Source organism: Streptacidiphilus sp. EB129, from assembly GCF_041262645.1.
Lineage (GTDB): Bacteria > Actinomycetota > Actinomycetes > Streptomycetales > Streptomycetaceae > Streptacidiphilus.
The window spans coordinates 168106-188805 of the sequence record NZ_JBGCCS010000004.1 but is presented as its reverse complement, the minus strand read 5'-3'; the positions used below and the strand labels follow the sequence as shown (position 1 = coordinate 188805).

Genomic DNA, 20700 nt, shown 5'->3' with positions numbered 1-20700 from the left:
CGATAGCCTGGCCTGATGACAGCCGCCCCCCGATCGACACCCGCGCCCGGTGAGGCCGAGATCGCCGATGCCGTGATGCGCACGGCCAAGCGCATCCGCCGGGGCACCTTCGACCGGCTCGCCCCCTACGGCATCAACCCCTCCCAGGGACGAGCGCTGGACGTACTGGCGCGAGGGTCGCACCACGGGCGGATGATCCGGCTGAACCAGCTGGCCGAGCGGCTGCACATCGCCCCCCGATCGGTGACCACCGTGGTGGACGCGCTGGAGTCCGGCGGCCTGGTGGAACGGGTCCAGGACCCGGACGACCGCCGGGCGATACTGCTGCGGCTCACCGAGGCGGGCGAGCGGATGGTCGCCCGGATCGGCCAGGTCCGGCAGGAGGTCGCCGAGGAGTACTTCGGGCGGATCAGCTCCGACGACCGGGCGACCCTGCTGCGGCTGCTGCAGGCCACGGACCAGGCGTTCGAGCAGGCCCATCCGCATCTCAACAAGCACGGATCACCGGCAGCGCCGCCGCACCCGCCGGCGGGGTGATCGGCTCACCCACCGGCCGTCCGGCCGTCACCCGCTTGCCCTCCGTCGGTGGCGATCGGCCTCAGAATCCCCAAATATCGGTTCATATGACGCACCTGACGCACCGTTCGCTCGCGCTCGCCCTGCTCGTCGGCGCCGGAGCCGCACTGGGCACCGTCGCCACCCCGGCTCCCGGCACCGCCTCCGCCCTCGCGCCGATGTCCACCGCCTTCACCGGCGCCGCCCGGGTCGGGGCACTGTTCTCCACCGTCGGCGGCCGGCTCGCCGGTCACTTCTGCACCGCCTCGGTGGTGGACAGCCCCGGCCACGACCTGCTGGTGACCGCGGCCCACTGCGCGGTGCAGCCGGGCTCCGGCCGCGCCAGGAGCGGTCTGGTCTTCGTACCCGGCTACCGCGACGGGATGAAGCCCTACGGCGCCTGGTCGGTGACCCGGGTGGTGGTGGGCGGGCAGTGGGCCCGTCGGGGCAACCCCGACTACGACGTCGCCTTCCTGACGACACGTCCGCTGCACGGGAACCGGCAGGTCCAGGACGTGGTGGGATCCGAGGCGATCTCCTTCGACCACGCCCGGCACGGCCACGCGGTCGCGGTCGGCTACCCGCACGTCAGCGAGCGCCCGGTGTTCTGCGGCAGCGCCCTGCACAGCTTCGGCCGCACCCAGCTGGAGTTCGACTGTCCCGGCCTGCCCGGCGGGACCAGCGGCGGCCCGCTGCTCACCGGCGCCGCGGCGAACGCCACCGGGCGCGGCAGCGTGGTCGGGATCATCGGCGGCTACCAGCAGGGCGGGGCGACGGCCGACATCTCCTACTCGCCGTACTTCGGCCCGGGCATCGCAGCCGTCTACCGCACCGCCCTGAACCAGCGCTGAGCCGACGCAACCCTCCGGCCGTAGCATCGGGCGCATGATGGATCTCGGGCGCCTGCGCGCGCTGCACGCGGTGGCGGTGCACGGCTCGGTGGGCGGCGCCGCCGCCGCGCTCGGCTACACCCCGTCCGCGATCTCCCAGCAGATCACCAAGCTGGAGCGGGAGACCCGCACCCCGCTGCTGGAGAAGCGCGGTCGCGGCATCGTGCTCACCGACGCCGCCCGCGAGCTGGCCTCGACCGCGCAGCAGGTGCTGGCGCTGGTCGAACATGCCGAGGTGTCACTGGAGGAGCGCCGGGGGCAGGTGACCGGGCGGCTGTTCATCGCGGCCTTCGCGACCGCCGCTCGGGGGCTGATCCCCGGGGTGCTGGCCGAGCTGGCAGTCCGGCATCCGGAGCTGGAGCTGCGGCTGCTGGAGAGCGATCCCTACCTGATGGCCGATCTGGTCGCCCGCGGCGAGGTCGACCTGGCGGTGGTCCAGGACTGGGCCAACACCCCGCTGGCCGTGCCCGAGGGTGTGGCCAAGCTTCCGCTCGGCGACGACCCGGTGGACGTCCTGCTGCCGGCCGGCTCTCCGCTCGCGGAGCGGACCGTACTGACGGTCCCGGAGCTGGCCGGGCAGCGCTGGGTCAGCGTGCCGCCGGGGAACATCTGCCACGACTGGCTGGTGCGGACCATGCGCGAGGCCGGGGAGGAACCGGACATCCGGTTCCAGGTCGGCGAGTTCGAGACCCAGATCGCCCTGATCGCGGCAGGCCTCGGGGCCGGCCTGGTGCCTCGGCTGGGGCGGGGTGCACTCCCCGCGGGCGTGGTGGCCCGTCCGATCCGGCCGGAGCCGATCCGCCGGGTGTTCGCGCTCTGGCGCCGGCACGCCTCCCGGCGTCCCGCGATCGCCGCGACCCTGGAGGCGCTGCGCGAGCACTGGCCGCACCGTGACTCCGCGCCGGAACCGAGAGCTGCGGAACCGAGAGCTGCTGAGCCGAGCCGCTGAACCGGGCCGCAGAGCCGAGCGCCCCCGCGAGGCGGCGACTCAGCTGGCCAGGCCGATGACCAGCCACATGAACGCCGTGCCGGCCAGCGTGCAGAACAGCGTCGAGCGGGACGGGTGCGGGCTGTGGGCCTCCGGGAGGATGTCCGAGGTCGCCAGGTACATCAGGAATCCGGAGAAGAATCCCAGGTAGAGGCCCACGACGTGCTCGGGGATGGTGAACAGCAGGGTGATCCCCGCGCCCAGTACCGGGGCCACCGCGTCGCAGCCCAGCAGGATCAGCGCGCGGCGGCGGTCGTTCCCGTAGAGCCGGGTGATCGTGTAGGTGTTGAAGCCGTCCGCGAAGTCGTGCGCGATGACCGCGATCGCGACCACCGCCCCGAAGCGGGTGCCGACCTGGAACGCCGCGCCGATCGCGAAGCCGTCCATCACGCTGTGCAGGCAGAGTGCGGAGGCCGCGGCCAGGCCCAGGTTCTCGCTGCGCCCGTGCGTGTGGCCCACGGCGGCTCCGGCAGGCCGCGTCGCCGGGGTGTGCTGGTGACCGTGCCGGTGCGCCGCGTACTCGGACTCGTGGGCCCGGTGGATCGCCACCGACCGTTCCACCACATGCAGCACCAGAAAGCCGAGGACGAACATCAGCAGGCCCTGCGGCACCCCGAAGAGCTTGCCGGGGGCCGCGTCGATCGCCTCCGGCAGCAGGTCGAAGCCCACCACCCCGAGCATCAGACCCGCCGCCAGGCCCAGCACCAGATGCCGCCGGTCCCCCACCTTCCCGGCTACCAGCCCGCCGATCAGCGTCATCAGGAAGGCACCCGCAGCCACCAGCACCGGCATGGGCCCGCACGCTCGCTCTCCATCGTCCGGGAGGTCGGGCGAACGGGGAGGGCGGTGGCGCCCTGCCCAGCCGCCACCGCCCCAGGGAGAGGCCCAACCCGCGCTCTCTCCGCAATCGTGCGCGCCCGTGCACCCCCACGCGCCCCGAGTTGCTCCGGACGGGGCAACGTGAGGTCCCTTACCCCCTGGTACGGCACTGCGTAGGCTGTCCGCGGGCACCAGCTTCAGGGGGAGGCTTCGGGGGGACGGGAGCTGTGATCATGCGCAGCCAAGCCGCAGCGAAAAGGCGTGGGGACGGACGCGGGGAGGTCCGCCGGGGTGAACCCGGGAACAAGCACGGGCACGGACCGCTCTGCGGACACGGGAACGGACGCACCGGGGACTCGCTCATGAGGAACGCACACACCGGGCACCGGCGCGCGGGCGGGTCGCGCGGCGCGGTACTGCCCGGCCTCGCGCTCGGACTGCTGCTGCTCCTCTCGGTGGCCGGCTGCGCCGGCGCGGACCGTGCCACGAGCGGGGCGGGGGCGGCGCCCTCGTCACTGCGGGTGAGCTTCCTCCCCGCACCGGGCAGCGGGCCGACCGGCCCGGCGGCCTCCGGGACCCGCACCGGCGGCACCCGGCGCGACGTCCCACGGCCCACGCCGGCCCCGCACTCTGCTGCGCCCCGGACCCAGAGCACGTCGGGGGGTGATCCGGGCGGCTCCTTCCTGCCGGTCGGCGCCTGCGCCGGCCACGGCGGCGAGGGCGCAGACGGCCGGTTCGAGCAGGTCGACTGTGCCTCGTCCGCAGCGCTGGGGCGGGTGATCAGACGTCAGCCGGCCGGCTCCGGCATCGACTCCTGCCCGGCCGACACCGACTTCGCGCTCGACCTGAGCACGGTGTGGCAGAGCGCCGGTGGCGGGTCGAGCACCGGACCGGCCGGCATCGCCTGCCTGCGCAACCTGCGACCGCCGCACCCCAGTGACCCCGGCGGCGGAGGCGGTATCGACGTCCTGCCCGGCGACTGCATGGGCCCCGCGAGCGACGGCGTCGTGCGGGAGACCGCGTGCGACGGCGCCGGGGGGCAGCGGCCCTCGTACCGGATCGTCGCCCTGGCGGACCGTCAGCAGGACTGCCCGGCCTCGGCGCGGATCTTCATCAGCGTCCACAACCCCGGCTTCCCCGCACAGACCGCGTGCGCGGTACACGTGGGCAGATGACCGGCCCGGCGGTGACGGGGTTCACCCGCAACCGGCCCGGCGGTGGCAGGGTCGCCCGCGACCGGGTGGGCCCCGCGGGCCCCGTGGCTATCCGGCGTCGATCGCCGCGTAGGCCGCCGACAGTTCGGGCGATCCGTCCCGCGCCCAGCTGAGGCCCATGGCCACCACGTCGACCTCGCGCCCCGACGCCAGCACCACCACCGGGTGGCCGTCCGGCAGCAGCATCCAGCCGGAGCCGTGCAGCTCGCGCACGATGACCGTGCCGAGGTAGAGCCCGGCGTCGTTGCCGAGCCACTCCGCGGTCTCCGGATCGTCGCGCCAGGTGGGCGGGAGCTGGTCCAGCGCGGCCAGCGAGGCCACCGTGTCGTCCAGGGCGAGCCCGGCGTCCAGGGCCCGCTCGCGGAGCAGGCCGCACTCGGAGAGCATCTCACCGAGGCTGCCGGGGTCGTCCGCCCCCGCCCCGTACCGTGGCGGCGTGGCCCCCAGCGGCGTGGCGGCGTCGCGCCGCGGACGCCATCTGTCCAGGAATGCGAAGCCCATGCCCCCAGAGTGACAGCTCCCGCACCGACAGGACCCGAACCCGCGTGCCCGACGCGCCCTGACGCCCACGCGGACCGCCCCCGGGTGGCGGTCGCCGGGTCAGCCGCCCAGCTCCGCGCCCAGATGTGCGCGGATCAGGGCCCGGAGTTCCCCGCCGTCGATCAGGCGCAGCTCCGGGAGAGAGGCCGCCGCGATCACCGCGTCCGGCGCGAAGCTGCCGGTGGTGGCCCACACTCCGGCGTCCGCCTCCTCCTCGGCGACCACCTCCGCGACGTCGCGGACCGCCTGGGCCCGGACCACCGACGGACGGCGGGCGACCACCACCACATGCGGCGCGTCCGGGAACTCGCGGCCGTCGCCGCGCGCCATCACCAGGATGCCGTCCCGGCCGTTCAGCCGGGGATCCCAGTCCTCCATGCCCATCCGCTCGAACAACTCGGCCACCAGCGCGGCGAACTCCCCCGGGGACAGCTCTTCGGGCGCCGGCGGCCCGGCCCGGCCGATGGCGACCGGGACGACCGGGACGAGCGCCACCGGGTCCTCGCTCACCGCGCCGGGCAGGGCCCGCAGCCGTGCCACCGCCTCGCCGTGGGCCGGTGGCAGCAGCGAGTCCGCGAACAGGTGCTCACGCCGGGCGTCCACGCTGACCAGGCAGGTCTCCCCGGCCTCGGAGCTGACCACCGAGCCGTTGACCACGATCCCGTCCAGGTGCGACTCGGTGTCCGCGGCGAGCAGCGCGTCCAGCGCGCGCAGCACCAGCCGGGCGACCAGCTGCAGATAGCGGGCCCGGCACTCCTCGGCGGGGCGCGGCACCTGCTCCACGTCGCCGCTCGCCCCGATCCGGAAGGCCAGCGCCGGCGGCACCACGCCGGGTCCCGGCAGCACCAGGTCCACGACCGCGGTACGGGTCAGCGCCCGGTAGCAGACCCGGGCCGGGACCTCCAGCCCCGGCAGCCGCCCGGCAGCGGCCAGCGCACGCTCCAGCACCGACTCGACGGCGGCGGGCTGGCCCTCCTGGTAGGCCAGGTGGTAGCCCTGCAGCCGCTCGTTGAACTCCCGGACGCTGCGCGCCCGTTCCTGCTCGCCGCGTTCGTGTTCGAGCCGCGCGGCCTCGGCCTGCTCGCGCAACTCCTTCTCCTGGTCCCGGTACTCGCGCAGAGCACGCTGGTGCAGCAGCCGGGCGGTGGCGAGGTTCTGCTGGTACGGGCCGCTGAGCAGCGGGCGCCCCGTGCCCTCCTCGGGCGCCGGACCGGGGTCGGGAGCGTAGTCGGCCCACCGCGGCGGCTGGGCGACCGCGTCGGCGGGCAGCGGCCGTGGCTCGTAACTGCGGCGCAGGGCCTCGAAGTCGACCGACGGGGAGGGCTCGCCGGCCAGCGCCAGCAGTTCCTCCAGCCGCTGTTCGGCATCCTCGGCGACCTCGGTGTACTGCTGTGCCAGGTAGGCCCGGCCACTGCCCGCCGCCCTGGCCCGAGGGACCTCGCCCCACACGTCGCCGCCCGTCACCAATGCCGTACCCCTGTCCCCCGCTGCTCGCAAGGCCCCAAGCATCTCATCAGCCGCACCCTTCGGCCGGTTCATCAGCCGAAGGTGTCCTGCCCACCACCCCATGGTGGCGGACCGGCGCCGTCACCGGGAGACCGCCGACGCCGGGTCGAGAGGTCAATGGTGCATCAGATGCCCGCCCGGGGAAGGGCCGGGGAATGGTCGGTGAACTCTGGTCCAGACCTCTGCCGAGGGCTGTCCGGGCACGTCAGGATCACGCCGACCCCCTGCGTGGCGGCGGCTCCGCTGCCCGCACCCCCCATCGGAGGGATATCCATGTCTCGTCGTCGTATCGCGACGGCAGCGGCCATCGGCGTGGTGGCGCTCGCCTCGGTCGCCGCCGCCACCACCTCGGCCCTCGGCGCCACCGTGTCCCAGCCCGACCGGCACCGTGGCGGCCACGGCCACGGAACGCTCAGCTACTCCGTCGGCACGCCGGTGGTCGACAAGGTCAAGGGCGGCCCCTGGACGCTCGCCCAGGGCGATCTGACGCAGGGTTCCTCCTACAGCAACGTCCTGCCGGTGTTCTCCGGCGGCGGCACCGGCACGGTCACCGTGGGCGGGGTGACCTACCCCAACCTGGCCGTCGACCCGAGCGGCACCGGCGCGGTCCCGGCCGCCAGCGGCGTCACCGGCACCCCCGGCCCGCTGACCGGCTACTGCTCCAGCGGCGGCCCCACCCCGGAGACCGGCACGGTGGTCCGCCAGCCCAAGAACACCACGCTGCCGATGCAGCCGTACTACTTCCCCTTCGTCACCAGCACGGACGGCGGCGAGACGCTGACCGGCTACTTCGACTACCGCCCGAAGGACGGGGACGAGGCGGTGGTCGCCGCGACCTCCGGCAACCACGGCAAGACCTGGAAGTTCCTCGGCCAGGCGCTGGAGCAGAACGCCGGCCTGTGCCCGAACGGCAACACCAACGACGACGGCCAGGGCCACGCGTTCGTGCTCTCGGTGCCCGGTTACGGCGGCAACGGCCAGGCCCGCAGCGGCCACCAGGCGCAGGTGCTCTACACCCTGAGCCGTCCCACCGGGGACAACCCGGGCGTGAACCTGATCGTGCACAAGCTCGACCCGATGCACGGCAACCCGCTGGCCGGCCTGCCGGCCAGCGAGTCGGTCGGCCAGGGCGGCAGCACCGCGGCCACCGCGGCGGTGTCGGTCCCGGCGGGGCCCGGCGGCAACGGGGTCACCATCGGTGTCGGCTCCACCGCGAACTTCGAGCAGCCCGGCCACTTCTCGGTCGACGGCCACACCGTGGACTGCAACGACAACAACGCCACCGCGACGGCCTTCACCGGCTGCACCACCCGTGACGCGGGCGGCGTCACCATCGCGTCCGGCGACGCCGTCAAGGCCGACTCGGTGATCCCGGCGGGCGCCCAGCAGACCTCCGGTCTGATCGCCCCCGACGGCATCATCAGCACCCTGCCGCACTACGCGGGCGCTCCGCGCGGCAGCGTCGCGGTGCTCTACACCGAGAAGATCCTCAACTACTTCACCCCGACCACCACCACGGCTGCGGTGACCCTCCCCGCCGCGAAGCTCCCGGTGGCCGACGCCTCGGGCCTGAAGCCCGCCAACGGCTCGATCACCGTCAGCCTCGGCACGGCGGCCGGCATCGTCCAGGTCACCTGCACCGGCACCGACGCCACCGACCTGACCGGCTGCACCGGTGGCACCGGCTCGGTGGCGAAGGGCAGCAGCGTCGGCGCGCCCGGCGCGGCGATCGCCCCGTACTCGACCCTGTCGAAGATCGGCGAGGGCAAGAACAAGCCCAAGTCGCTGTTCGGCAACAACGAGGACTACTCGGTGGTCCGCGCCGCGTACACCTACGACGGCCTGCACTTCACCGACCTGGGCCAGGTCTCCGGCCTGAACGACCCGGGCTCCAACAGCGACTCGGTGCTGCGCTGGGTCGGCTCGCGCGGCACGGTCATCAGCAACCCGGACGGCAGCTACGGCCTGTTCCTGTCCGGCGCCTACGCCTCGGACGGCGACAGCGACGCCTTCAACCAGATCTTCTACTCCTCCTCCAGGGATGGGGAGAGCTGGAGCAGCCCGCAGAAGCTGATCGGCACCGACTACAGCTTCTCGGCGCTGCAGCAGCAGGCCGCGACCGGTGGCGCCCTGGGCGTCAGCGGCTACTACTCGGGCCGGGTCTACGACCCGACCGTGGTGCAGAACTCCGACGGCACGCTGACCATGCTGTTCGCCGGCTACTCGGCCCCGAAGCCGCTGCCGGCCATCGGCGACGTACTGGGCACCGACGCGGCGTCGCGGTTCACCGTCCCCGCGGTGCAGCCGGCCGAGTACCGCACCATCCTCAGCGTCACGCTGCGGCCGCACTGGAGCAACAGCGGGCAGTGACAGCGGATCGGTGGTGACGGCGGGCGGTTCGGCGGGCGGAGACAGCCCGGCGCACCGCCCGCCGTGTCGTCAGGAGGCGGTCCGGAGCCTGCCCGGGCCGCCTTCGCCGCCCTCCGGGCCCGGGGCGGCCGCCGGGCCCTGGGCGGCGGGGTCCTGGGCGGCGGGGTCCTGGTCGACGTAGCAGGAGATCAGCACGTTGAGCGAGACGCCCTCGTCGCACTCGCCCTCCGCCAGGTACTCGTTGATCAGCTCGGAGAGCTTGGCCTGGAACTGCGAGGCCCGCTCCGGCGCCATCCGCACGTCTCCGAGCATCATCAGCGGGCGCCGGTAGCACTCGGCCGCGTCCACGTCGGCGGGAAACTCGACGCGTCCCGCGGCGACGGCCGCGAGGTAGTGCCGCCGGTAGCTGTCGATTCCCGCGCTGAAGACCGCCGCCTGGTCGTCCGGGGCGACCTCCCGCTCCAGGAAGTCACGGCTCAGCTCCAGACTGGTCTGCCCGGCCGCGTAGCGCTGCTCCACGATGCCGGAGACCAGCCGGGTCTCGGCCACCCGGAGCAGCCCCCGCTCCTCCAGCGTCTTGAGGTGGCGGTAGAGCTTGGTCTGCGGTTCGCCCAGCTCGGCGGCCAGTTCCTTGGCCGTCCAGGCGCGCAGGCCACGGGCGCCCCGATCCATCACCACCCTCAGGATGGTCACCCGGAGCGGGTCGGACAGAGCCTTGATCGTCTCGACGTCCGCGACCACGCGCACGCCGGGAATCCGCGGATCGTCGGCGGTCGGCCCGGAAGTCGCGGCGTTTCCTTCCACGGCGTTTCCTTCCGCGAGGTTTCCCTCCGCGGGGTGTTCCACCGCGGGTTCGGCGTCGTTCTGTGCAGCGTCCATGGCTGACATCTTGCCAGGGGCTCACGCCTGCGTCATCATTCATGCATTGGTGAATGCTTTCGTATGGGTGAGCGTTCACGTCACGGGGAGGATCGCTATGTCGACCACGCACACCGCCACCATCGAGATCGAGGCAGCCTCGGCGCCCACACCGCCGCCGGCGCGCGCACTCGTCCCGCTGCGACGCAACTGGCGCTTCCAGACGCTCTGGGTCGGCTCGGCCTCCGCCCTCACCGGTGTGATGGCCACCGATGTCGCGTACCCGCTGGTGATCCTCGCGCTGACCGGATCGGCGGGCCTGGCCGGACTGTTCGGCCTGATCCAGGCGGGCGGGGTGGTCGTGTTCGGCCTGCCCGCCGGGCAGCTGGTCGACCGCTGCGACCGACGGCGGGTGATGATCGTGGGCGAGAGCGTGCGGGTCGCGGCGACGGCCAGCGTCGCGGTCGCCTTCGCCCTGCACGCGTTGACGCTGACGCAGCTGCTGGTGGTGGGCGCGCTGGTGGGCGCGGCCCAGCCGTTCGTCGGCTCGGCACGGATGCTGACGGTCCGCAGGGTGGTCGCACCCGAGCAGCTCACCGCCGCCCTCACCCAGGACGAGCTGCGCGCCGGCGTCGCCGACCTGGCCGGGCCGCCCCTGGGCGGACTGCTCTACGGTCTGAGCCGGGCGCTGCCGTTCCTGTTCAGCACCATCGGCTTCACCGTCTCGCTGCTGGCCGCGATCATCGTGCGTCCCGAGGCCGATCCGACTCCGACTCCGGCCTCTGCTCCCTCGTCCGCTCCGGCCGGTCGCGCCGCGGTGCGGGACGGCGGGATGTTCGCCGGGATCCGCGCGCTCTGGGCGGACCCGGCTCTGCGCGCCACGCTCACCCTGCTGTTCTTCCTCAACTTCGCCGGGGCGCCGCTCACCCTCGCCGCCGTCTACCGGCTGACCCACCAGTCCACGCCGACCTGGGGCATCGGACTGGCCCTGGCCGGCTCGGCGGTCGGCGGGCTCGCCGGCGCCGCCCTGGTCCGCACCCTGCACCGCCGGTTCCGCCCGGGGACGCTGCTGCTCGCCGTCACGGGCACCGTGGCCCCGCTGGTGATCGCCCTCGGCCTGGTCACCGGGCCGCTGCTGGTCGGCCTGATCCTGTTCGGGGTGATGCTGGGCATCCCGGCGGTCTCGATCATGCTGGACGTCCTGATCCTCCGCCAGGTCCCCGACGAGGTACGGGGGCGGACCCTGGCCTCGATGATGACCGTGCTCGGGCTGGGCATCCCGGTGGGCATGGGCACGATGGGTCTGCTGCTGCAGTACCTCGGCGGGACCGAGGCACTGCTGGCCCTGGGCGGGGTGCTGGCCTGCGCCGTGGCCTGGGCCACGACGCAGCGCGGGCTGCGCGCGGCCCGCTGGCCCGAGGCCTGAGCCGCGCCGTCCGCGCGCTCGCCGGCCGACAGCCCGACGTACCGAACCCTGTCGTACCGAACCCCGTTGGCCCGGGCCCCTTTCACGAGGGGCTCGGGCCAACGGGGTTCAGTGCGACAGGCCGGGGCCAGGACCAGGGCCCGGCCTGCGACCGGTCACCGGCCCGCCTGCAGCGCCGGTTCCTCCTCCTCGCCTGCGAAGGCGCGCCACAGCCGCGCGTACGCGCCGTCCGCTTCCAGCAGTTCGTCGTGCGGGCCGTCCTCGACGATCCGGCCGTGGTCCAGGACCACCACCCGGTCGGCGCGAGCCGCAGTCGTGAGCCGGTGGGCGATGACGATCGTCGTGCGGCGGCCGTCCCCGCGCTGCGCGAGGCGGTCCGCGGCGTGGTTGACCGCCGCCTCCGTGGCCAGGTCGAGCGCGGCGGTGGCCTCGTCCAGCAGCAGGATGTCCGGGTCCACGAGTTCGGCACGGGCCAGCGCGATCAGCTGCCGCTGACCGGCCGACAGGTTGCGGCCCCGCTCGCTGACCCGGTGCAGATACCCGCCGCTGAGGCCGGCGATCATCTGGTGCGCGCCCACCGCCCGCGCCGCAGCCTCGACCTCGGCGTCGCCCGCCTCCGGGCGCCCGTACGCGATGGCGTCGCGGACCGTCCCGGCGAAGAGGTACGCCTCCTGCGGGACGACCCCGAGACGGTGTCGGTAACCGGTGAGGTCCAGCTCCCGCAGGTCCATGCCGTCCACCCGCACCGCGCCGCCGGTCACGTCGTAGAACCGGGCCAGCAGCTTCACCAGGGTGGACTTGCCCGCGCCCGTCTCGCCCACCAGCGCCACGGTCTGACCTGCTGGAATCCGCAGGTCGATGCTGTGGATGACCTCCGGCTTACGCACCCGGGCCGACGTGTCGGTGACGGCCGCTACAGTGCTGCCGCCGAGGGTCACCGGAGCGTCCTGCTCGATGGAACCGTCGACGGAACCCTGGTTGTAGGCGAAGTGGACGCCGTCGAAGTGAACGTCCCCGCGCAGTCGCCCGACCGGCCTCGGGTCGGCTGCCTGCGGGGTCGAGGTAGGTGTGCGCAGCAGCTCGCGGATCCGGCTGAGTCCGACCGCCGCCTGCTGGTAGCCGTCGAAGACCTGCGACAGCTGCTGGACCGGTGAGAAGAACAGGTCGATGTAGAGCAGATAGGCGACCAGCGCGCCGGCCGTCAGCGTGCCCGCCGAGACCCGGTGCGCACCGGCGATCAGCACCAGCGCGGCGGCGACGCTGGAGAGGAACTGCACGAAGGGGAAGTAGAGCGAGATGTAGAGCTGCGCCCGGATCCGGGTGCGGCGGTAGTCGTCGCTGCGCTCCGCGAAGCGGGCCCGGTTGTGGTCCTCACGCCGGAACGCCTGGACGATGCGCATCCCCGCGACGTTCTCCTGAAGGTCGGCGTTGACCGTACTGACCTTCTCGCGCGCGACCTTGTAGGCGGCCGAGGACTTCCTGCGGAACACCAGCGTGGCGATGATCAGCACCGGCAGCACCGCGAACACGTACAACGCCAGTTGCGCGTCCAGGACCAGCAGCACCACGAAGATGCCGAAGAAGGTCATCAGGCTGACGACCGCGGTGACCACACCGGTCTGCAGGAAGGAGCTCAGCGCGTCGACGTCGGTGGTCATCCGGGTCATGATCCGGCCGCCGAGCTCGCGCTCGTAGTAGTCGAGGCCCAGACGCTGCAGATGGGCGAAGATCTTGACCCGCAGCGAGTAGAGCACCCGCTCCCCGGTCCGTCCGCTGACCTGGGTCTCGGCGGCCTGGACCAGCCAGTCGAGCAGCACGATGACCAGGGCGGCGAGGGACGCGGCGGCCACCGCGCCACCGGCGGCCCTGGTGACGCCGCTGTCGATGCCGTGACGGATCAGGATCGGCAGCGCGAGGGACGCGAGGGCGTCCAGCGCCACCAGGACCAGCGCCAGCGTGAGCGGAGCACGGAAGGGGGTCAGCATCCGGCGCAGGTTGAACTGCGGGTCGGGACGTCGGGCCTCGTCCAGGTCGATGGCCGGGCTGCCGTTGGCCGGCGGCAGTGCCGCGACCTTGGCGAGGAGGTCGGGCGTCGCGGGCATGCCGCCCAGGGCGCTGTGCATGGCGCCGTGACCGCCGGTGGCGCCGGCAGCGCCCTTCGGTGTGCCCGGCGCGGCGTCCGCGTCCGGCTCGGGGAAGCGCTCGCGGTTCCAGAGCTCGGGAGTGGTCCCCCCGGCGGCGGGGGTGGCCGCGGGTGCCGACGTCGCCTTCTCGACGTCGGCCAGCAGCTCGGCGACCGGGTCGGCGGTACGGATGTCCCCGGCCAGGGCGTCCGGGTCGGTCAGCAGCGAGCGGTAGAGCGGGCAGCGGACGTCGAGCTCTTCATGCGTCCCGACGTCCACCAGCCGGCCGTGGTCGAGCACCGCGATCCGGTCGGCCAGTTGCAGGGTGGAGCGGCGGTGCGCGATGAGCAGCGTGGTGCGGCCGCGCATGACGGTGCGCAGCGCCTCGTGGATCTCCGCCTCGACCTGGGCGTCGACCGCCGAGGTGGCGTCGTCGAGGAGCAGGATGCGCGGATTGGCCAGGATCGCGCGCGCAAGCGCGACCCGCTGACGCTGCCCTCCGGAGAGGGTGAGGCCCTGCTCGCCGACCACGGTGTCATAGCCGTCGGGCAGTTCCCGGATGAATCCGTCGGCCTGGGCGGCCTGGGCGGCGGCCTCCACCTCGGCCCGGCTCGCGTCGGGACGGCCGTAGGCGATGTTGGTGCTGACGGACTCGGAGAAGAGAAAGCTGTCCTCGGGCACGATGCCGATCGCCGCCCGCAGCGAACGCAGCGTCAGGTCGCGGACGTCGTGGCCGTGGACCCGGACGGTGCCGGCGGTGGCGTCGTAGAAGCGCGGGACCAGCATCCCGACGGTGGACTTGCCGGAGCCCGAGGCTCCGACCAGGGCAACGGTCTCACCCGGGGCGAGCGCCAGGGTCAGGCCCCGGACCACGGGCTCGGCGGTGCCACCGTAGGTGAAGTCGACGTTCTCGAAGGCGAGGGCCGGAGTGACCGCGCGGGTCCGGCCGCCGTCCCGGTCCGCCGTGGTCGCCGACACGGCGGCCGGTTCCGTGGTGGTCGGCGCCGCGGCGGCCGGCGACACGGCGGAGTCCGCGGCCTCGACCTCGGCGGGGTCGAGCTCGATCGCGTCCGGGCGCTCGGTGACGACCGGGCGCTGGTCGATGAGCTGGAGTACCCGCTCCACGCTGGCCCGGGCCTGCTGGCCGACGGTGAGCAGCATGGTGAGCATCCGGACCGGGCCGGTCATCTGGGCGACGTAGGTGGAGAAGGCGACGAAGGTGCCCAGGGTGACCTGGCCCCGCACGGCGAGCCAGCCGCCGAGGGCCAGTACCGCGACCTGTCCGAGCGCCGGGATGGCCTGCATGGCCGGGCTGTAGCGGGCGCTCAGCTTGATGCTGCGCAGGCGCTTGGCGAAGAGCCGGTGGCTGGCCCGCTCCAGGCGGCCCATCTCCTGCTCCTCCTGCCCGAAGCCCTTGACGACACGGACCCCGGAGACCGCCCCGTCGACCACGCCCGCCACCGCCCCGGCCTCCTGCTGGGCCGACCAGGTCGCCGGGAACAGCCGCTTCCGGCTGAGCTGGGCGAACCACCACAGCGCGGGTGCCATCGCTATCGCGATAAGCGTGAGCAGTGGGGAGAGGAACAGCATGACGATGATCGACATCAGGAACAGCAGCACGTTGCCGGTCATCATCGGCAGCATCGACAGCAGGCCCTGGATCATCTGCAGGTCGGAGGTGGCACGTCCGACGACCTGGCCGGTGTCCAGATGGTCCTGGCGGGTGCCGTCCAGCCGGGACAGTGAGTCGAACAGGTCCTGGCGCAGGTCGTGCTGCACGTCCAGGGCCAGCTTGCCGCCCCAGTACCGCCGGACCAGCGTCAGTGCGAAGACCGCCACCGCCGCACCGATCAGGGCGATGGCCCAGGGGGTGAGCGGCTTGGTGTGGGTGGTGATCACATCGTCGATGATCAGTCGCGGGATCAGCGGGACCAGGGCGCTGACGCCCATGCCCAGCAGCGAGGCCCCGAAGGACAGCAGGACGTTGCGACGGTAGCGCCAGCAGTAGCGGCTCAGCCGTCGCAACCAGCCCGAACCCTCCGACTGCTCGGGCGCGGGCTGCTTCGAGGGCTGGTTCTGGGGGTGGGTGGCTGTGCCGTCACCGGCGCCCTGGGTGCCTGACAAGGACTTTTGAGCCTGCAACATATTTAGCGATGCTAACTGTCTCGTAGGTGGATCGTCCACTGAGTTTCCGGCCGCCCATGGTCGGCCGCCGGCTTCCGGGCGGATGACTTCCCGCCGTCGGGTCAGCCGGCCGCGCGGCCGTAGAAGCGCTCGACGGAGAACCGGACCACGAGCCTGCGGTCCGCGACCATCGCCCTGCGGTAGTCGTCCCAGTCCGGATGCTCCCCGACGACGGCGCGGTACACCTCGATCAGCTCCTCCACGACCGCGTCGTCGGGCGCCGCCGCCTCCGGGGTGAGCTCCACGGTGCCCTCCGCGACCACGTAGGAACCGAGGTCGGGGCTGGTCACATAGAAGCTGGCCCGTGGATCGCGGCGCAGATTGGCGATTTTCGCACGGTCCCCGGTGCTGGAGATCCGCAGCAGCCGGGTGTCCGGGTCGTAGCTGTAGCTGACGTTGCTGATCTGGGGCCGTCCGTCGCGCTTCAGCGCGACCAGCGCGCCGCCGTTCGCCTTCGCGACAAACTGTTCGAGAGCCTTCTCTGTCATGGTGCCGACCTCTCCCGCTCGTGGGCCTTCCGGCCGTCCCGACCCGACAGCGTCCAGCCTCCCCCGTTCTGTTCCCGGACGCACCATGCCCTGGCCCCACCCCGGATCGTCCTTGGTCGTAGGACCGGAGAACGAGCCGGGGCGGGGAGGTGGCGGAGCGGGGCGGTGTCAGATCTGGTCCCCGGGCCGGACGTGCCGCCAGGCCAGCAGCGCGGCGGTCAGGTATCCGGCACCGCAGATCCCGAAGGTCACCGCCGCCGCCGTGTACCAGTGGCCGCCTGTCGCGGCCAGCACGATCCCGGTCAGCGCGACGCCGACGAGCGTGCCGACCTGGCGGTTGGCGTTCATCGTGGCCGCGCCACTGTTGGCGTTGACCGGTCCGACCGCCTCGACCAGGGCGGCCATCATGGCCGGCACGGCGACCCCGATCCCCAGGTTGCCGACCGCGAGCAGTGCCGCCAGCACGCCGTAGGGCATCGCCGGGGACACCGTCACCAGGGACAGCATGACCACCCCGGCCAGCGAGGTCCCGGCGATCAGCGGTCGGCGCACCCCGGTGCGGCGCACCATGCGGGCGAACAGCAGGTTGCCCAGGACGAAGACGCCGGTCGCCGGCAGCATCTCCAGCCCGGCCGTCAGCGCGTCGGCGCCCTCGGCCACCTGGAGGAACAGCCCCAGCAGATACGTTCCGCCGTAGACGCCGCAGTTGATCAGGAAGCCCACCGCATTGGCCGCCGCGAAGGCCCGGGAGCGGAACAGCGCCGCAGGCAGCACCGGCCGCTCGGCGTGGCGCAGGTGCCGGACGAACAATGCGCCGAGGATCACGGTCCCGCTGATCGAGCCGAGGATCGGCGCGGAGCCCCAGCCGAGCACCGAGCCCTGGATCAGCGTGAAGCAGAGCAGCGCGAGCATGCCCGCGCCGAGGAGGTGTCCGGCCCACGCGAACCGCGCCGGACGCCCGGGCAGGGACGGGACGACCCGCGCGGCGAGCACCAGGCCGAACACCCCGATCGGCAGGTTGAGCAGGAAGATGCTGCGCCAGCCCAGGGTCTGCACCAGCACCCCGCCGATGGCGGGACCCAGCGCCATCGAACCGGAGACGATCGCGGACCACAGCGCCACCATCCGCGCCCGGCGCTGGGGATCGGGGAAAGAGGCGGTCAGCAGGGTGAGCGAGCTGGGCATGAACAGCGCAGCCCCTGCTCCCTGCACCAGTCGGGCACCGACCAGCGCCGAGCCGTCGGGAGCGAGCGCGCAGGCCAGCGAGGCCAGACCGAAGACCGTCATCCCGGCCAAGTAGAGCCGCCTGGCGCCGAAACGGTCCGCGAGCGAGCCGGCCAGCAGCAGGAGTGCGGCGAAGGTCAGGGTGTAGCCGTCGACCACCCAGGTGAGCTGGGACAGCCCCAGGCCGAGGCGCTGACGCAGGGACTCACCGGCGACGTTGACCACGGTCGCGTCGACGGCCGCCATCACGAAGCCGGCAGCCAACGCGAGCAACCGCCACCCGGCGCGGTCGATCCCGGCGGCGCGGTCGCTGTGACCGGGACCCGGGGCCTGATCAACGTGGTCGGCGCGGCCGGTGTGACCGGGGCCTGCGGCAGCGAGCGCCGGGACCGCCGTCGACGCCGCGCGCCCAGCGGTCGCCGTCTGCCCGGTGACCTGGGGATCGTTCAACTGCCGTGCCATCTGCTGCTCCTGCCGCATCCGCTGCCGTGAGGGGGTCCGGTCGGCCCCGTCCTGCACAGCCATGCTTGCGGCGGCTACCCTCGCTGCATAAGGACGCACTTTGAAGTACGTAAGGCACCCGGGGGGACCGATGGCCACGCAGAGCGCCGCAGCACGTCGTGAGGAGGCCCGGATCGCCTTCGAGCGATGGCTGGCCGAATGCCCCGGCCGCCAGGTGCTGGACCGGGTCGGCGACAAGTGGTCGGCGCTGATGCTGCGCGCGCTGAGCGACGAGCCGCAGCGCTACAGCGAACTGCTCCGGGGGGTCCCCGGCGTGAGCCAGAAGATGCTCACCCAGACGCTGCGCGCCATGGAGCGGGACGGGCTGGTGGCACGTCAGGTCACACCGTCGGTGCCGGTCCGGGTCGATTACGAGCTCACGCCGCTGGGGCGCAGCCTGATCCCGGTGATCGACGTGCTGTCGGCCTGGGCGCGCGAACACATCGACGAGATCCGTTCGGCCCGGAGCCAGTACGACGCCGAAGCCGACGCGGAACTGCGCACCGCCTGACCGTCCTGACCGCCCCCCGTTTACCGGCGGGCAGATTACCGGCGGGCAGGCCCTGCTGCCGGTGGCGCCGGTTACCGGCGGGCGCGCTCGGGGTGCGTGCCGTGGGCGGCCGCGGCGAGCGCGCCGAGTGCGAGGCGGTGCAGCAGGGAGGCCATGGCCGCGCGGTCGCGGGCTCCCTCCTGGCCGGCCGCGCTGTGCGGGGTGGAGTTGAGCAGCCCGAAGACCGCGTGGACGGCGGCGCGGGCCTCGTCGTCCAGGCCCGGGAAGGTGTCGCGGGCGACACCGACCCACAGCTCCACGTACTGACGCTGCAGGCTGCGCACGCGGTGCCGCTCCCCGTCCGGGAGGTGCAGCAGCTCACGGTCGTGCAGAGTGATCAGTGCGCTCTCGTCCAGCGCGAAGTCGATATGCCCCTCCAGCAGGGAGTCCAGCGCGCTCTGCGGATCGCCGGCCTCGTCCACGCGGCGGCGCCCCTCGCCGAGGAGCCGCTCGCTGATGCCGACCAGCAGATCGGCCAGCATCGCGTCCTTGCCCGCGAAGTGCCGGTACAGGCCGGGACCGCTGATGCCGACGGCGCGGCCGATCTCGTCCACGCCGACGCCCAGGAATCCGCGTGCGGCGAACAGCCGGGCCGCCTCGCGGCGGATCTGCTCGCGGCGTGGATTCTCGGCACCGCGCTGTGGACCGCCGCTCGGCGCGAGGGGACTCGTCGGGTTCACCATCCCGACATCCTAGACAGTGCCGTTATCCGTCGTTAACCTGACCGCAGGAGTTAACGTTCATTAACCTCCACTCGGGAGCAAAGGAGCTCGCGCTGATGACGCTCGCGTCCGCACTCGCACCTGTCCTGGACACGCGCGTGGATCCCGGGTCCGAGGCATACCGGACCAACGACTCGGCGCAGCGCGCGCTGGTCGACGAACTGCGCTCGCGGATGGCCGTGGCCGCCCAGGGCGGCGGAGCACGGGCGCGCGAGCGCCACACCGCGCGCGGCAAGCTGCTGCCGCGCGACCGGGTCGACGCACTGCTGGACCCGGGCTCGCCGTTCCTCGAACTGTCCCCGCTCGCCGCCGACGGCCTCTACGGCGGGGACGCCCCCGCCGCCGGGCTGATCACCGGCGTGGGCCGGGTCGCGGGTCGCGAGGTCGTGGTGGTCGCCAACGACGCCACGGTCAAGGGCGGGACCTACTACCCCATGACCGTGAAGAAGCATCTGCGCGCGCAGGAGGTGGCCCAGGACAACCGGCTGCCCTGCGTCTACCTGGTGGACTCCGGCGGGGCCTTCCTCCCCATGCAGGACGAGGTGTTCCCGGACCGGGACCACTTCGGACGGATCTTCTACAACCAGGCCCGGCTCTCGGCCTCCGGCATCCCCCAGCTCGCCGCGGTCCTCGGCTCCTGCACCGCCGGCGGGGCGTACGTCCCGGCGATGAGCGACCAGGCCGTGATCGTCCGCAACCAGGGAACCATCTTCCTCGGCGGCCCGCCGCTGGTGAAGGCGGCGACCGGCGAGGTGGTCACCGCCGAGGAGCTCGGCGGCGGCGAACTCCACTCCCGCACCTCGGGTGTGACGGACCATCTGGCCGACAACGACGCCCATGCGCTGTCCATGCTGCGCACCATGGTGGCGGGCCTCGGCCCCCGCAGCCCGCAGCCCTGGCCGCTGCGGCCGGTGGAGCGGCCCGCCGTCGACCCCGAGACTCTGTACGGGGCCGTCCCCGTCGACCCGCGCACGCCGTACGACGTGCGCGAGGTGATCGCCCGGGTGGTGGACGGCAGCCGCTTCGCCGAGTTCAAGCCCGAGTACGGTCCCACCCTGGTGACCGGCTTCGCGCATGTGCACGGCCACCCGGTGGGCATCGTCGCCAACAACGGCATCCTGTTCGCGGAGTCCGCCCTCAAGGGCGCCCACTTCATCGAACTGTGCGACCAGCGCGGCATCCCCCTCCTCTTCCTGCAGAACATCTCCGGATTCATGGTCGGCCGTCAGTACGAGGCGGGTGGCATCGCCAAGCACGGAGCCAAGATGGTCACCGCCGTCGCCGGCACCCGGGTGCCCAAGCTGACGGTGGTGGTCGGCGGTTCCTACGGCGCGGGCAACTACTCGATGTGCGGTCGGGCCTACTCCCCTCGCTTCCTGTGGATGTGGCCGGGGGCCAAGATCTCGGTGATGGGCGGCGAGCAGGCCGCCTCGGTGCTCGCCACGGTCCGCCGCGACCAGTACGACCTGCGCGGCGAGCACTGGTCGGCCGAGGACGAGGAGTCCTTCCGCCGCCCGGTCCGCGAGCAGTACGAGCGCCAGGGCAACGCCTACTACGCCACCGCCCGCCTGTGGGACGACGGCGTCATCGACCCGCTCGACACCCGCACCGTCGTCGGCCTGGCGCTCAGCGCCTGCGCCAACGCCCCGCTGCCGGAACCACGCCCCTACGGCGTGTTCCGGATGTGACCGCGCCGATTCGGCAATCCCGATGAAAGCCCTGATGACAGCCCTGATGTGACG

Annotated in this window: 16 protein-coding genes; 8 read left to right on the top strand and 8 right to left on the bottom strand. The window is 73.0% G+C overall.

The features are described from left to right. Positions 1-15 precede the first annotated feature (15 nt). From ABH925_RS07080 to ABH925_RS07070, 3 genes are all read left to right on the top strand, one after another. Positions 16-537, top strand: coding sequence for a MarR family winged helix-turn-helix transcriptional regulator (locus ABH925_RS07080; protein WP_370146178.1), 522 nt, complete (start codon positions 16-18; stop codon positions 535-537). A gap of 86 nt (positions 538-623) precedes the next feature. Then, a complete protein-coding gene (locus ABH925_RS07075) occupies positions 624-1406 on the top strand; it encodes a serine protease (RefSeq protein WP_370146177.1) in 783 nt (260 codons plus the stop codon). Positions 1407-1440: 34 nt separating this feature from the next. After that, a complete protein-coding gene (locus ABH925_RS07070; RefSeq protein WP_370146175.1) occupies positions 1441-2394 on the top strand; it encodes a LysR family transcriptional regulator in 954 nt (317 codons plus the stop codon). 39 nt (positions 2395-2433) lie between these two features. Here the strand turns inward: ABH925_RS07070 and ABH925_RS07065 are convergent, their stop codons facing one another. Next, positions 2434-3225, bottom strand: coding sequence for a ZIP family metal transporter (locus tag ABH925_RS07065; protein WP_370146174.1), 792 nt, complete (start codon positions 3223-3225; stop codon positions 2434-2436). A gap of 389 nt (positions 3226-3614) precedes the next feature. Between ABH925_RS07065 and ABH925_RS07060 the strand changes: the two genes are divergently transcribed. Further along, a complete protein-coding gene (locus tag ABH925_RS07060; protein ID WP_370146173.1) occupies positions 3615-4427 on the top strand; it encodes a hypothetical protein in 813 nt (270 codons plus the stop codon). 87 nt (positions 4428-4514) lie between these two features. On the opposite strand, the gene ABH925_RS07055 is transcribed toward ABH925_RS07060, so the two are convergent. Both ABH925_RS07055 and ABH925_RS07050 read right to left on the bottom strand, forming a co-directional pair. Next, positions 4515-4967: a DUF6278 family protein gene (locus tag ABH925_RS07055; protein ID WP_370146172.1), complete on the bottom strand. Its 453-nt coding sequence runs from the start codon at positions 4965-4967 to the stop codon at positions 4515-4517. Between the two features lie 99 nt (positions 4968-5066). After that, positions 5067-6470 (bottom strand): restriction endonuclease, encoded by a 1404-nt coding sequence (locus ABH925_RS07050; protein ID WP_370146171.1) that lies wholly within the window; start codon positions 6468-6470, stop codon positions 5067-5069. Positions 6471-6785: 315 nt separating this feature from the next. On the opposite strand from ABH925_RS07050, the gene ABH925_RS07045 reads away from it, so the two are divergent. Next, entirely contained in the window at positions 6786-8882 is a 2097-nt protein-coding gene (locus tag ABH925_RS07045; RefSeq protein ID WP_370146170.1) for a hypothetical protein, read from the top strand. A 69-nt stretch (positions 8883-8951) separates the two neighbouring features. Here ABH925_RS07045 and ABH925_RS07040 read toward each other — a convergent pair whose 3' ends face one another. After that, positions 8952-9761, bottom strand: coding sequence for a helix-turn-helix domain-containing protein (locus tag ABH925_RS07040; protein ID WP_370146169.1), 810 nt, complete (start codon positions 9759-9761; stop codon positions 8952-8954). Positions 9762-9858: 97 nt separating this feature from the next. Here ABH925_RS07040 and ABH925_RS07035 point away from each other — a divergent pair, with 97 nt between their 5' ends. After that, complete coding sequence (locus ABH925_RS07035) at positions 9859-11166, top strand: MFS transporter (RefSeq protein ID WP_370146167.1); 1308 nt, start codon at positions 9859-9861, stop codon at positions 11164-11166. A 155-nt stretch (positions 11167-11321) separates the two neighbouring features. Here ABH925_RS07035 and ABH925_RS07030 read toward each other — a convergent pair whose 3' ends face one another. From ABH925_RS07030 to ABH925_RS07020, 3 genes are all read right to left on the bottom strand, one after another. Next, the gene (locus ABH925_RS07030) at positions 11322-15434 is read right to left on the bottom strand and encodes an ABC transporter ATP-binding protein (RefSeq protein ID WP_370146166.1); all 4113 of its coding nucleotides are present in this window, start codon (positions 15432-15434) and stop codon (positions 11322-11324) included. 101 nt (positions 15435-15535) lie between these two features. Further along, the gene (locus ABH925_RS07025; protein ID WP_370146165.1) at positions 15536-15961 is read right to left on the bottom strand and encodes a PPOX class F420-dependent oxidoreductase; all 426 of its coding nucleotides are present in this window, start codon (positions 15959-15961) and stop codon (positions 15536-15538) included. Positions 15962-16129: 168 nt separating this feature from the next. Next, a complete protein-coding gene (locus tag ABH925_RS07020) occupies positions 16130-17647 on the bottom strand; it encodes an MFS transporter (RefSeq protein ID WP_370146164.1) in 1518 nt (505 codons plus the stop codon). Between the two features lie 130 nt (positions 17648-17777). Here ABH925_RS07020 and ABH925_RS07015 point away from each other — a divergent pair, with 130 nt between their 5' ends. Beyond that, positions 17778-18197, top strand: a complete 420-nt coding sequence (locus ABH925_RS07015) for a winged helix-turn-helix transcriptional regulator (protein ID WP_370146163.1) — start codon at positions 17778-17780, stop codon at positions 18195-18197. 71 nt (positions 18198-18268) lie between these two features. On the opposite strand, the gene ABH925_RS07010 is transcribed toward ABH925_RS07015, so the two are convergent. After that, positions 18269-18919: a TetR/AcrR family transcriptional regulator gene (locus ABH925_RS07010; RefSeq protein WP_370146162.1), complete on the bottom strand. Its 651-nt coding sequence runs from the start codon at positions 18917-18919 to the stop codon at positions 18269-18271. Positions 18920-19014: 95 nt separating this feature from the next. Here ABH925_RS07010 and ABH925_RS07005 point away from each other — a divergent pair, with 95 nt between their 5' ends. Beyond that, positions 19015-20646, top strand: a complete 1632-nt coding sequence (locus ABH925_RS07005) for a carboxyl transferase domain-containing protein (protein WP_370146160.1) — start codon at positions 19015-19017, stop codon at positions 20644-20646. Positions 20647-20700 lie beyond the last annotated feature (54 nt).

What these genes read in the sequence shown, in the direction of transcription:
- ABH925_RS07030 (WP_370146166.1), bottom strand. Translation starts at nt 15,434, where the DNA reads ATGTTGCAGGCTCAAAAGTCCTTGTCAGGCACCCAGGGCGCCGGTGAC.
- ABH925_RS07070 (WP_370146175.1), top strand. Translation starts at nt 1,441, where the DNA reads ATGATGGATCTCGGGCGCCTGCGCGCGCTGCACGCGGTGGCGGTGCAC.
- ABH925_RS07010 (WP_370146162.1), bottom strand. Translation starts at nt 18,919, where the DNA reads ATGGTGAACCCGACGAGTCCCCTCGCGCCGAGCGGCGGTCCACAGCGC.
- ABH925_RS07060 (WP_370146173.1), top strand. Translation starts at nt 3,615, where the DNA reads ATGAGGAACGCACACACCGGGCACCGGCGCGCGGGCGGGTCGCGCGGC.
- ABH925_RS07075 (WP_370146177.1), top strand. Translation starts at nt 624, where the DNA reads ATGACGCACCTGACGCACCGTTCGCTCGCGCTCGCCCTGCTCGTCGGC.
- ABH925_RS07005 (WP_370146160.1), top strand. Translation starts at nt 19,015, where the DNA reads ATGACGCTCGCGTCCGCACTCGCACCTGTCCTGGACACGCGCGTGGAT.
- ABH925_RS07045 (WP_370146170.1), top strand. Translation starts at nt 6,786, where the DNA reads ATGTCTCGTCGTCGTATCGCGACGGCAGCGGCCATCGGCGTGGTGGCG.
- ABH925_RS07015 (WP_370146163.1), top strand. Translation starts at nt 17,778, where the DNA reads ATGGCCACGCAGAGCGCCGCAGCACGTCGTGAGGAGGCCCGGATCGCC.
- ABH925_RS07035 (WP_370146167.1), top strand. Translation starts at nt 9,859, where the DNA reads ATGTCGACCACGCACACCGCCACCATCGAGATCGAGGCAGCCTCGGCG.
- ABH925_RS07040 (WP_370146169.1), bottom strand. Translation starts at nt 9,761, where the DNA reads ATGGACGCTGCACAGAACGACGCCGAACCCGCGGTGGAACACCCCGCG.
- ABH925_RS07020 (WP_370146164.1), bottom strand. Translation starts at nt 17,647, where the DNA reads ATGGCACGGCAGTTGAACGATCCCCAGGTCACCGGGCAGACGGCGACC.
- ABH925_RS07055 (WP_370146172.1), bottom strand. Translation starts at nt 4,967, where the DNA reads ATGGGCTTCGCATTCCTGGACAGATGGCGTCCGCGGCGCGACGCCGCC.
- ABH925_RS07065 (WP_370146174.1), bottom strand. Translation starts at nt 3,225, where the DNA reads ATGCCGGTGCTGGTGGCTGCGGGTGCCTTCCTGATGACGCTGATCGGC.
- ABH925_RS07025 (WP_370146165.1), bottom strand. Translation starts at nt 15,961, where the DNA reads ATGACAGAGAAGGCTCTCGAACAGTTTGTCGCGAAGGCGAACGGCGGC.
- ABH925_RS07080 (WP_370146178.1), top strand. Translation starts at nt 16, where the DNA reads ATGACAGCCGCCCCCCGATCGACACCCGCGCCCGGTGAGGCCGAGATC.